Below are 12035 nucleotides of genomic sequence, written 5' to 3'. Positions count from 1 at the left end.
CCTTTCTCTTCGGTAGATTCTCTCGCAATATTATAACCTGCCGCCGGAAAAAAGCAAGGCGGCGGGATCTCCTTCCCGCCGCCGAACCGTCACCGGACCGCGCCCATGGCGCCCAACTGGCGGACCACCGCTCCGCACAGCTCGTTATAGTACTTCAGATAATCTTTCTTGGCCTGCCGTTCCCGGCTCTTCTGCCGCTGGAACTCCGCCCAGCGCAGGCAGCTTTTGTGGCAGCCCTCACAATAACTGGAACAGCTCTGCTGACATGGAAGCATGGCGGAAACCCCTTTCTCCCTGCCTGGATGTATCCTGTGGCGGCCCGGCTTGTCTGGCCCGGACCACTGTCCCTATTGTACCGAACCGTCCGCGCGCTTTCCATCAGCTTTTGGTAAAGGACTGTAAAGTTTCTCCGGACAGCAAAAAAGCTCCCGGCATGGCCGGGAGTTTTTTGTCTTACAGCCAGACCTCGCCCTGGCTGTTCTTCTCATAGTCGTGGGTCACCGAGGCCTCCATGATCTCATGGTAGGCCCAGTGGGTACGAGGTACATCAATAAATGGAAGCTGGGTCTCCCGCTCCCCTGCCCGTCGGTCCATGGCCCGGTTGAGGATCTTCACCGCCTCGGCCCGGGTCACATTGCGCCCCGGCTGGAAGGTGCCGTCAGAGCCGCCGGAGATCCACCCCTGGCTGGCCGCGAAGGCGATCTCCCGGGCCGCCCAGTAGCTGGCGGGCACATCGGGAAAGCCGTGGCTGCCGCCGGTGACGGAGAAGAAGGCGCACACCATCTTCACCAGCTCCGCCCGGCGCACCGGCTGAGTGGGACGGAAGGTACCGTCGGCGTAGCCCTGGACAATGCCGTGCTTCTGGGCAAAGTGGACGTAGGAGCTGTACCAGTCTCCGGGACTCACGTCGGAAAAGCCCCCGTTGCCCTCCTCATAGCTGTAAAGTGGTTTTCCATTACGATCTACCGTCAGCCGGGTGAGCATAGTCACCGCCTCTCCCCGGGTCAGGGAGCTGTCCGGATGGAACCGTCCGCCGCTGCCCTGGATGTAGGCGGTGTGGTCCGCCGTGTTCAGGGCTACTTCCGGCTCCTTTGCATAAAATTCTCGATAAAGGGCCTGCAACTCCTGGTTTTGTGCCAAAAACTGATACCGGAAGTGGACCTCGCCATCCACCTGGGGGATAGTCTCGTTGAGCTCCAGCTGCTGCCGGACGGCCTCCACCCCATACCAGGGGCTGGAGGGATCGCTGTTTCCCGCCTGATAGTCGGCCATACCAATGTAAAGGGAAACTCCTGTACCCTTTACTACGTCGGCCCACCACTTGACAATGGTCTCATAGTCCATGGAGGGGTGGCCGATGTACCAGTAGACCTGGGGACAGATGTAGTCGATCCACTCCTCCTTCACCCACTTGCGGCTGTCGGCGTAGGAGGCGTAATAGCTCTCATACCCGCCGGTGGTGTTGGAGCCCTGGGACTGGCTGCTCCTGTCGGCCCACACGCCGGAGGGGCTGATGCCGTAGGACAGGTCGGGGTCAATGGCGTGGACCCGCTCTCCCAGCTCCTTCACCAGCTGGTTCACATTGTCCCGCCGCCAGTCCCCGATGTCGGAAAAACTGCCGCCGTATTGGGCATAGGTGTCAGCGTCGTCAAAGTTCGTGCCGGGATAGAAGTAGTCGTCCAGATGGATCCCGTCGATATCGTAGTTGCGGGCCAGTTCCTCGGCGCTCTGGATGATGTACTCCCGCACCTCGGGCAGGCCGGGGTCGAAGTAGAACTTGCCGTCGTACTCCACCACCCAGTCCGGATGGACCTTGGCCGGGTGGTCGGCGGTGAGGCTGTCGTACTCGCTCTGCCCACCCTTGGTCACCCGGAAGGGGTTGATCCAGGCGTGGAGCTCCAGCCCCAGCTTGTGGGCCCCCTCCACCCAGTAGGCCAGGGGGTCAAAGCCGTCCGCCGGGGCCTGCCCCTGCCGGCCGGTGAGGTCGGCGCTCCAGGGATAGTAGCTGGAGGGATAGAGGGCGTCGGCAGAGGGCCGCACCTGTACGATCACGGCGGTCATGCCCATGTCGGCGCAGGTCTGCAGGGTCCTGTCCGCGTCGGCCTTGAGCACCGCCGGGTCGGTGGTGGCTTTGCTGGGGTAGTCCAGCCGGTATACCGTGCTCACCCACACCGCCCGGAACTGGTTGGGGTCCTTCACCTCATCCTTCCCGGCGCTGGTCTGGGTGCGGATGGTCATGCCCGCCAGGGCCAGGCCGCACACCAGCACCATGGCCACCACGATTTTCCATACTTTTGTCATTGGATTCTCCTTGCTTTGGTCTTGCCGGACGGCGGATCACTTCTCCTGCGCGGCGATCTGCTCGGCCAGGTCGTTAAGGTAGACCCAGCGGTCCATCTTCTCCTCCAGGGCGGCCTCCAGCTCCGTCTGCTTTTCCTGCAGCTCCTGAAGGGCCACATAGTCGGTGGCCTTGGCCGCCTGCTCCGCCTGGACCTGGGCGATCTGCTCCTCCAGGGCGGCGATGTCGTCGTCGATGGTCTCAAATTCCCGCTGCTCCTTGTAGCTGAACTTCAGCTTTTTGGGGGCGGCGGGGCGCTCCTTCCCCTTGTCGGGAGCGGGGGTTTTGGGGGGTTTGGCCTTCTCCTCCGCCCTCTGGGCGGCCAGATACTCGGTGTAGCCCCCGGGATAGGCCCGCACGGTACCGTCCCCCTCCACGGCAAACACCCGCCGCACCACCCGGTCCAGGAAGTACCGGTCGTGGGACACGGCGATCACCGCCCCGGGGAAGGTGTCCAGGTAGTCCTCCAGAATGGACAGGGTCTGGATGTCCAGGTCGTTGGTGGGCTCATCCAGCAGCAGCACGTTGGGAGCGGCGGCCAGCACCGAGAGCAGATAGAGCCGCCGCTTCTCCCCGCCGGACAGCTTGCAGATGGGGGACCACTGGGCCTCCGCCGGGAAAAGGAACTGCTCCAGCAGCTGGGAGGCCGTGAGCATGCCCTCGGCGGTCTCAATGTTGTTGCCGATGTCCTTCACATAGTCGATGACCCGCCGGTCCCCGTCCATGTGGGGCACCTCCTGGCGGAAGTAGCCGAAACGGACGGTCTCCCCCACCTCCACGGTGCCGGAGTCGGGGGTGAGATCCCCCGCCATCAGGTTGAGCAGGGTGGATTTGCCGCTGCCGTTGGAGCCCACAATGCCGATGCGGTCGTCCCGCAGCAGCATGCAGTCAAAGTCCCTCACCACCGTCCGGTCCCCGAAGGTCTTGGTAACCCCCGCAAGCTCCACCGTCTTCTTCCCTAGACGGCTGGCACGGGCGGACAGTTCCAAGGTACTTTTTTCCGCCGCGCCGGTCTGGGCCTTCAGGGCCTCATACCGCTCCAGCCGCTCCCGGCTCTTGGTGCCCCGGGCGGTGGGTCCCTGCATCACCCACTGATACTCCCGGCGGAGGATAGCCTGGCGCTTGCGCTCACTGGCTTTCTCGCTCTCCAGCCGGGCCGCCTTCCGCTCCAGATATTTGTCATAATTGCCCTGGTAGGTGTAGAGCTTGCCCCCCTCCACCTCCACCATTTTGGTGACGATGCGCTCCAGAAAGTACCGGTCGTGGGTGACCATCACCAGGGCGCCCTTCCACCCCTTCAGAAAGTCCTCCAGCCAGTTCACCATCCGGTCGTCCAGGTGGTTGGTGGGCTCGTCCAGCAGCAGCACGTCGCAGGGCCGGGCCAGCACCGCCGCCAGGGCCACCCGGCGGCGCTCTCCGCCGGACAGCTGGCCCACCGGCTGGTCAAACCGGGGCACCCCCAGCTGATTCAGAATGGTCTTGGCCTCGTACTCCGCCAGGGTGCGCTCCTCCCCGTCCAGACCCAGCAGCACCTGCTCCAGCACGGTGTGTTCCCCGGGAAATACCGGGTTCTGGGGCAGGTAGGCCAGGCGCACGTTGGGGTCGGGCCGGACGGTGCCCCCGTCTGGCTCCTCCGCCCCGGCCAGCACCCGCAGCAGAGTGGACTTGCCGCAGCCGTTGACCCCGATGATACCCACCTTGTCCCCCGGCTCCACATAAAAGGACACCCCGTCCAGCAGGACGCGGGTCCCGTAGGTTTTGGTCAGTTGTTCCGCCGATAACAGCATATGGTTCCCTCGCTTTGTTGGTGTCCCGTATAGTATAGCGGAAAGCGGCCAAAAAGAAAAGGCCCCTCCGCCTCTTGACAGAGCAACCGTATTAGTCCTATAATACAGTTGAAAACCGTATTAGTTGACTAATACACTTTGAAGGAGGTGAGCGGCTATGCTCTCCTTTGACGCTTTTCTGCCGGAGGAGGGTCTGCCCATCTATTTGCAGATCGTCCGGCATGTAAAACGTGGGATCGCCGCCGGAACGGTACAGGCGGGGGACGAGCTGCCCTCCCGCCGGGTACTGTCCGCCCGGCTGGGGGTGAATCCCAACACAGTACAGAAGGCCTACCGCCAGCTGGAGGAGGAGGGGCTCATCACCTCCCGCTCGGGGGCCAAGAGCGAGGTGGCCCTGACGCCCAGCACCGTGGAGCAGGTACGCAGCCAGCTGCTGGAACAGGAGGCGGGCCTGCTGCTCCGCTCCCTTCGGCAGGCGGGACTGGACAAGGGAGCTGTATTCACCCTGCTGGAACGACTTTGGGAGGAAACAAAGGAGGAAACACCATGAAGGCATATCTGTCCGCTCTGTCCCCGGCCGCCCGGCTGACGGTCTGGAAGACCCTGCTCATATCCCTGGGGGCCGCCGTCGTCCAGGCCGCGCTCTTTTTCCTGGTCCTGTCCCGCTGGAGCGAGGCGTCTCCCCCCATCCTGGAGACCCTGATCCGCAACGGCCGCCTGTCCCTGGTCTTTGCCGCCGGTCTGCTGCTGGTGTGCGGGGCGCTGGTCCTGCCCGGCTGGGACCGGGGGTCCAAAACCGGCTATACCCTCCGCCGCCTGTCGGTCAACGAGGGAAAATTCTCCCTGCTGCTGGGGGTGCAGAACGCCCTGCTGCTGCTGGTTTACTGGGCCATCCAGCTAATCGCCCTGCTGCTCCTCAGCGAGTACTTCCTGTCCACCGCCGACCCGGCCACGGTGAGCCACCAGTCCCTCTTCCTGGCCTGCTACCGCAGCCCCTACCTCCACGGCCTGCTGCCCCTGGCCGACTGGGCGGTACTGCTGCGCAATCTGAGCGGGTGTCTGGTACTGGGTCTGGCCTGCTCCGCCTTCTGCCACCATCGGCGGCATGGCCGCAAGTCCGGCCTTCTCCTGCCTCTGGCGGTGGTGGCCGCTGTGGGCTTTCCTGTCTATGCGGGCAATCCCTTCCTCTCCCTGAGCTCCACAATCATTTTCCTGCTGATCTGCCTCTATTTCTGGAAGAGCCTGACGGGGGTGCATGAGGATGAGGACTAAGCTGGCCCGGCTCTTCCCCGCCGGCTGGCCCTGGCAGCGAACTCTGACCTGCGGGGGCGGCGCGCTGCTGGTATCCTGGTGCGTTGCCGTATTCCACTTCCTGTTCTTTTGCAATCAGGTCAGGGAGAACCTGCGTTACTTCTCCGGCGGCTACGTCCCTCCCTTTGCCCAGCTCTTCGGCCGCGGCCTGTTCTGCTTCTGGATCACGGCCCTTTGTGTGGTGCTCCTTCCCCTCTTTCTCTATCTCTGGCACTGGCAGGGGAGCAAAAGCATCTACCTGATGCGCCGGCTCCCCCGGCGGAGCGAGCTGTGGCGGCGCTGTCTGGCAGGTCCGGCAATGCTGCTGGTACTCACCTTGCTGGCCGCCGCCCTGAGTGTGCTCTTTTGTATGATGCTGTATCAGGCCCTCCTCCCGGCAGACTGCCTGCCGGAGGACCCGTGGGCCGGAATTGGAGGTATTCTATGCTGGTTCTGAGCGACGTGAAAAAGACCTACCGCCAGGGGACCCAGGCTTTGGCCGGGGTGAACCTGTCCCTGGGCCCCGGGGAGATCGTAGGCCTGTTCGGGGAGAACGGCGCGGGCAAAACCACCCTGATGAAGTGCATTCTGGGCTTGCTGCGGTACGAAGGGGAGATCACCCTGGACGGGGCCCCCATTACCCCCAAAAACATCGCCCGGCTGTCCTTCGCCACCTGTGAGCACTCCTTCTTCCCCGCCCTCACCGCCGCCGGTCACCGGGACTTCTACCGGGAACACTTCCCCACCTTCCGGAACAAGCGGTTTGCCGCCCTGATGGACTTTTTCCAGCTGCCCCTAAACAAGACCATCCGGAGCTTTTCCGCCGGTCAGAAGAACCAGTTTGAGGTGATTCTGGCCCTGAGCCAGGGGGCGGACTACATTCTGATGGATGAGCCCTTCGCAGGCAACGATATCTTCAACCGGGAGGATTTTTACAAGGTGCTGCTGGGCATTCTGGAGCCCAACGAGACCATTCTGCTGTCCACCCACCTGTTGGAGGAGGTCCAGCACTTCATCGGCCGGGCGGTGCTCCTCCACCAGGGAGTGGTCGCCGGGGATATGACCACCTCCCAGCTGGAGGACGAGGGCCGCAGTCTGATGGATTATGTGAAGGAGATCTACCACTACCAGTCCGACCGGGTCAGCCGGGCACTGGACCAGCTGACCGACCAGAAGGAGTGAGGATATGAAACGCATGTCTGTGCTGGTCCTGGTGCTGGCCCTGCTGTCCGCCGGGGTGCTGACGGGGGCCTCCGTGGCCGTGCAGCGGCAGGGCAGCCACGTCACCGTGGAAGCCGAGACCCTGGCTGGGGACCCCTCGGCGGCGGAGGGGCTGGAGCTCTCCCTGCCCGTCTACTGCCAGAACGCCATGCTGTGGGACATGACCGTGCCCGCCGCCCGGCCGGAGGACACCGCCGCCCGCTTTGCCTGCTCCTCCTTCGGGCTGCGCAACGCCGATTTCAACATCTTCAATCTGTTCATCCCCTATCCCATGCTCCGTTCCGTCTCCGTGGAGCCGGACCCGCTGAAGATCGAGATCCCCAGTTCCTCCTTCTCCGTCCCCTCCGTGAACAGCAGCTACCATTGGATGGAGGCCGTCCAGCTGGTGGCCGACGAGACCCCTGTCGGGGAGACCCTCACCCGGCAGGTCAAGCTGGCGGAGGTCTACGACTGCTGGCCCATGGAGGTCTACCTGGACGGCAACGGCATGTGGTTCGACCCGGTGGGCCAGGCCTTTGCCGACTACTTCCCCATCCTCATTCCCCAGGACTATCAGGTGGAGATCACCATTCAAAAAAATGAAAGAGGCAGGGCGACCAGCGTCGACATGGAGGCCGACCCCCGGTACGCTCCGGACTGTACCTGCGACTTTGTGCAGTCCGGGGACGCCATTCTCTTCATCCTCAACGTGCAGTATGTGGATGAGAATACCGGCGCATACCGGCAGGCCGACGGCAGCGTCATCCCCGGCGGCTGGGGAATATACCGGCTGACCACCAGCGAGGACAAAACCGAGGGCAGCCTGGAGACCCTCTTCTCCCTGCCCGAGGGGAGCATGGCCCGGCGGTTCTGGGCCAGCGCCGACGGCTCCAACCTCTTCCTGCTGACCGAAGAGAAAGATGTCCTCCGCCTGCGGGTCTTTGATGAGGATATGAGCCTGCTGGACACTGTGGATCTGCTGCCCCTGGGGCCGGAAGCGGCGTTCTACAGTCTGGTGCAGGGGGAGGACTACTTTGTGGCCATCGTCGCCGATGAGGACCGCTTCCGCTTTGCCGTGGTGGCCCGGGAGGACGGCGCGTGGACCCCCGCCTTCTCCGCCCATACCCTGGCACAGGAGCAGTCGGGCTATTCCTTCTACTCCATGTCCAGTTCTGAAGCGAATGTGCTGGGGGTGGATTACGTCCAGGGCAAGCTGGCGGTGTGCGCCACCAACTATGATCTGGAACCCAGCTTCTACCTGTCAGTGTACGACCGGGACGGACTGGCCTATCTGGGGCGCTATACCTCCTCCCTCTCCCCCGCCGGCGCGGAAATATTCAGCGGCAGCCTGGGCATGGAGTTCGGGTCGCCCGTCTTTGACACCCTCTCCCCCGCCATCCGCTGGCTGAGCCACTCTGAGGAAGGAGGAGCCCTATGAGACGAAGCGTCAGTCTGATCCTTCTCCTGGCCCTGCTGTCCGCCGGGGTGCTGGCGGGAAGCACCCTGGCCCTGTATGGGAAAGGCGAGGCGGTGACTGTCACCACCCGCACCCTGGCGGGGGACCCCTCGGCGGCGGAGGGGCTGACGGTCAATCTCCCCCTGGTGCTGGAGGACTGCCTGTTCTGGGACATCTCCTTCCCCGCCGGCCACCCGGAACAGGCCGTCACTCAGTTTCGCTACGACCCTGAGGGAGAGCCGCCGGTCTACACCAAGGGGAACCCCTCTGTAAGTCTCCTAATGGACCATAGCATAGTCGACGATCGGGACCCGCTGGGAGGGGGGAATGACCCGCGCTGGATCGCCATGCTGGAAGAGCTGGCTACGGGCATGCGGCCGGACAGCCAGCGCCACTGCACCGCAAAGCTGACGGACTACATGGAATGCTGGCCGATGGATGCCTACCTGCCCAGAGTTGCCACCCTCCCCCTGGTGGCCTGGCTGGAAACTGCCTCTTGACAAAACCGGGCGGTTCGGCTAGAATGATTAACAATCGAATCCCAGAACAGGCAATGATGGGAAGAAGGCACGTCCCGTCCTTCTCAGAGAACCGGTGGTTGGTGCGAACCGGTGAAGGAAAGCGTGCGGATACTGATCCCGGAGCCGCCTGCCTGAAGCGCTGTTGTAGGGCAGGCCGTCACGGCCACGTTACCGGCCGGGGCCTTGTTGGAGGCCATGAGCGTCCGCCGGTGACGGCGGGCGGAAGCAGGGTGGTACCGCGTATCTTACGCCCCTGACCATAATCTGGTCAGGGGCTTTTCTTATTCCCTGACCCCAAGGAGGAATTTTAGTCATGAAACCCGCACAGGAAAAGTACATCCCCTTCGTCCCCCTCAAAATGGAAAAGCGCGCCTGGCCCGACAAGGAGCTGAAGGCGCCCCCCATCTGGTGCTCCGTGGATCTGCGGGACGGCAACCAGGCCCTCATTGACCCCATGAACGTGGAGGAAAAGCTGGAGCTCTTCCATACCCTGGTGGACATCGGCGTGAAGGAGATCGAGGTGGGCTTCCCCTCCGCCTCCGAGACCGAGTATGAGTTCATCCGCACCCTCATTGAGGGCGGCCACATCCCCGACGACGTAACCATCCAGGTGCTGGTCCAGGCCAGAGAGCATTTGATCCGCAAGACCTTTGAGGCCATTGACGGGGCCAAGCACGTCATTTTCCACTTCTACAACTCCACCTCCACCCTCCAGCGCAAGGTGGTCTTCCACACCGACGTGGCGGGCGTCACCCAGATCGCCGTGGACGCCGCTCAGCTCATCCGGGAGCTGAGCCAGCCCGCCATCGACAAGGGCATGGACCTGCGCTACCAGTACTCCCCCGAGTCCTTCATGGGCACTGAGATGGATGCCGCCGTGGAGATCTGCCAGGCGGTTATCGAGGCCATCGGCGCCACCCCGGACAAGAAGATCATCCTCAATCTGCCCACCACCGTGGAGAACTGCATGCCCAACTACTTCGCCGATGAGATCGAGTACTTCATCGACAAGCTGCCCAGCCGTGAGTGCGCCATCATCTCCCTCCACCCCCACAACGACCGGGGCGAGGGCGTTGCCACCGCCGAGATGGGTCTGCTGGCGGGCGCCGAGCGTGTGGAGGCCACCCTCTTCGGCAACGGCGAGCGCACCGGCAACGTGGACATGGTCACCCTGGCCCTCAACCTGTACACCCAGGGCGTGGACCCCAAGCTGGACTTCTCCGACATCAACAAGATCCGGGACGTGTATGAGAAGGTCACCAAAATGAAGATCGGCGAGCGGCAGCCCTACGTGGGCGAGCTGGTATTTACCGCCTTCTCCGGCTCCCACCAGGACGCCATCAACAAGGGCACCCGCTACATGGAGGAGAGCGGCACCGAGTACTGGGAGGTACCCTACCTGCCCATCGACCCCGCCGACGTGGGCCGCCAGTACGAGCCCATCATCCGCATCAACTCCCAGTCCGGCAAGGGCGGCGCCGCCTTCGTCATGCAGCACTCCTTCGGTTTCGATCTGCCCAAGGCCATGCATCCCGAGTTCGGCCACATCGTCCAGGTGGAGACCGACCGGGTGGGCAAGGAGCTCAAGGCGGACGCCATCTACGATCTGTTCAAGACCCACTACATCGACGCCGTCAAGCCCTATGAGATGGTGCGCCACTCCTTCGCCGAGTTCACCGACGAGGAGGGCCACTCCCACGTCACCTTCGCCGGTACCCTCCGGCACACCGACACCGTGTTCCAGGTCCAGGGCTCGGGCAACGGCCCCATCGACGCCTTCTTCAACGCCATTCACGGCCAGAAGATGGACCGCTTCACCTTCGTGGACTACAAGGAGCACGCCATCAAGCAGGGCTCCGACTCCCAGGCTGTGGCCTACATCCACCTCCAGGACGAGGAGGGCAAGGACTGGTTCGGCGTGGGCATGAGCCACAACATCAACCTGGCTCCCCTGAAGGGCATCCTGTCCGCCATCAACCGGGCGGTCAACCACGACGGGCTGTGATACTCCCCTCAGAATTTGACAGGATATTTGGCTTTACACCTATTGTAATTCTTTGCGTTTTATCTATCTAGTCTGTGATGTGTTTTTACTTTACAGTTTTTTCTTCCAAACGCAAAAAAGGAGCCCCGCCGGCGCTGTGCCGGCGGGGCTCCCTTTCTTTTACAGGACGTTCTTATTCGTGATGGCCGCCGCAGTGGTGGTCGTGGCCATGCTCATGCTCGTGGTCGTGGTGGTGACAGACAGCGTCGGTGGACTTCAGCTCCCCCTTCATGTACTGGTCCACAGCGGTGCGGGCATCCCCCTGCACCCCCATCATGATCTGGATGTTCCGCTGCTGGAACAGGGACACGGCGTGGGCACCCATGCCGCCGGCGATGACCACCTCAACCCCCATGTCACCCAGGAAGTTGGGCAGGAAGCCGGGCTTGTGCTCCGGGTTGGGCACCAGCTCCTCCCCCATCACCTGGCCGTTCTCCACGGTATAAATCCGGAAATGCTCACAGTGACCGAAGTGGCCTCCCACTTCCGTCCCCACGCTGGCTACCGCGATCTTCATATTCGGTCTCTCCTTTTCTGCATCTGCCGTTTTCGGCATATGCCATTTATTATGATGCTATCATACCCCTCTTCCCGCCGTATGTCAATGTTTCTTCCCACAAAAAAGGGGCGCCGCATGAACGCGGCGCCCCAGGCTGTTCCCATGGTGAAGTGCTATTATCTGTGGGTCTTCAGCTTGCTCAGACAGATGTTCAGGTCCACCCGGCCGGAGATGCCGTTCACCGTCCCGCTGCTGGAGTACTGCCACATATCGTAGTAGTAGGGGAAGGTGGTGGGGGTCATGCCGCTGGTGTAGTGGGCCAGCCAGAAGGGGTAGTCCTGGAGCTGGGACAGGTCGAACCCCTTGTTGACCATGTTGGGGTTGCTGTAGACCATGCCCTGGTAGCCCGACCCCTCCACCAGCTGGTTGAAGGCCTTGGTGCAGTCGATGATCTCCTGGTAGGTCATGTTATAGGTACGGCTGCTGCTGTCGCTGACGTACTCCCAGTCGAATACCACGGGATATGTAACGTCATAATCCCGGATCCACTCCAGGGTCTGGAGGGCCTCCTCCATCGCCTCCTGCTCGTTGATGGCCTGGGAGAAGAAGTAGACGCCCACGTCGATGCCGGCAGCAGTGGCCTGCTCCATGTTGTAGTCAAAGTAGGGGTCCTTGACAATTCCGCCCACGGTATAGCCCCGGTAGCCCGCCCGGATAATGGCAAAGTCCACGCCGGAGGCGGCCACCTGCTCCCAGTCGATCTCACCCTGATGGGAGGACACGTCGATGCCGATATAGCTGGGGGCGTCCCCCTCATAGGTCAGAAAACCGTTCTCATTGACCACAAAGGCGCTGCTGTCATAGGGATTGGACGGAATGGGCAGGGGCGTGGGGGTGGGC

Annotated in this window: 12 protein-coding genes and 1 other annotated feature; of the genes, 7 read left to right on the top strand and 5 right to left on the bottom strand. The window is 62.7% G+C overall.

The features are described from left to right. Positions 1–89 precede the first annotated feature (89 nt). From B5G34_RS13915 to B5G34_RS13905, 3 genes are all read right to left on the bottom strand, one after another. On the bottom strand, positions 90–275 hold the full coding sequence (locus B5G34_RS13915) for a hypothetical protein (protein WP_087338739.1): 186 nt from the start codon (positions 273–275) through the stop codon (positions 90–92). Between the two features lie 178 nt (positions 276–453). Then, positions 454–2301 (bottom strand): family 10 glycosylhydrolase, encoded by a 1848-nt coding sequence (locus B5G34_RS13910; RefSeq protein ID WP_087338737.1) that lies wholly within the window; start codon positions 2299–2301, stop codon positions 454–456. Between the two features lie 36 nt (positions 2302–2337). Beyond that, positions 2338–4125, bottom strand: coding sequence for an ABC-F family ATP-binding cassette domain-containing protein (locus tag B5G34_RS13905; RefSeq protein WP_087338734.1), 1788 nt, complete (start codon positions 4123–4125; stop codon positions 2338–2340). 157 nt (positions 4126–4282) lie between these two features. Between B5G34_RS13905 and B5G34_RS13900 the strand changes: the two genes are divergently transcribed. The 7 genes from B5G34_RS13900 to leuA all read left to right on the top strand — a co-directional run bounded on the left by B5G34_RS13900 (position 4283) and on the right by leuA (position 10597). After that, entirely contained in the window at positions 4283–4675 is a 393-nt protein-coding gene (locus B5G34_RS13900) for a GntR family transcriptional regulator (RefSeq protein WP_087338731.1), read from the top strand. Next, positions 4672–5397, top strand: a complete 726-nt coding sequence (locus B5G34_RS13895; RefSeq protein WP_087338727.1) for a hypothetical protein — start codon at positions 4672–4674, stop codon at positions 5395–5397. The genes B5G34_RS13900 and B5G34_RS13895 overlap by 4 nt, the downstream gene beginning before the upstream one ends. Next, the gene (locus tag B5G34_RS13890) at positions 5387–5872 is read left to right on the top strand and encodes a hypothetical protein (RefSeq protein WP_087338724.1); all 486 of its coding nucleotides are present in this window, start codon (positions 5387–5389) and stop codon (positions 5870–5872) included. The genes B5G34_RS13895 and B5G34_RS13890 overlap by 11 nt, the downstream gene beginning before the upstream one ends. Continuing rightward, positions 5860–6597 carry an ABC transporter ATP-binding protein gene (locus tag B5G34_RS13885; protein ID WP_087338721.1) on the top strand — a complete coding sequence of 246 codons (738 nt, stop codon included), beginning with the start codon at positions 5860–5862 and terminating at the stop codon, positions 6595–6597. Before B5G34_RS13890 ends, B5G34_RS13885 begins: the two co-directional genes overlap by 13 nt. Positions 6598–6601: 4 nt before the next feature. Next, positions 6602–8053: a hypothetical protein gene (locus B5G34_RS13880; RefSeq protein ID WP_087338717.1), complete on the top strand. Its 1452-nt coding sequence runs from the start codon at positions 6602–6604 to the stop codon at positions 8051–8053. Beyond that, positions 8050–8571, top strand: a complete 522-nt coding sequence (locus tag B5G34_RS13875) for a hypothetical protein (RefSeq protein WP_087338713.1) — start codon at positions 8050–8052, stop codon at positions 8569–8571. Before B5G34_RS13880 ends, B5G34_RS13875 begins: the two co-directional genes overlap by 4 nt. Positions 8572–8615: 44 nt before the next feature. Then, positions 8616–8850: a binding site (T-box leader), on the top strand. Positions 8851–8905: 55 nt separating this feature from the next. Further along, a complete protein-coding gene (gene leuA, locus B5G34_RS13870) occupies positions 8906–10597 on the top strand; it encodes a 2-isopropylmalate synthase (RefSeq protein WP_087338710.1) in 1692 nt (563 codons plus the stop codon). A 172-nt stretch (positions 10598–10769) separates the two neighbouring features. Here the strand turns inward: leuA and B5G34_RS13865 are convergent, their stop codons facing one another. Together B5G34_RS13865 and B5G34_RS13860 are read right to left on the bottom strand one after the other, a co-directional pair. Next, entirely contained in the window at positions 10770–11153 is a 384-nt protein-coding gene (locus tag B5G34_RS13865) for a NifB/NifX family molybdenum-iron cluster-binding protein (protein ID WP_087338707.1), read from the bottom strand. A 158-nt stretch (positions 11154–11311) separates the two neighbouring features. After that, the coding region (locus tag B5G34_RS13860; protein ID WP_087338704.1) for a glycoside hydrolase family 25 protein at positions 11312–12035 on the bottom strand (724 nt) is incomplete at its 5' end.

Origin of the sequence: Flavonifractor sp. An82 (assembly GCF_002159265.1) — a bacterium.
Lineage (GTDB): Bacteria > Bacillota > Clostridia > Oscillospirales > Oscillospiraceae > Flavonifractor.
Note: the sequence above shows the minus strand (reverse complement) of the source record. Positions and strands in the feature narration are given on the sequence as shown.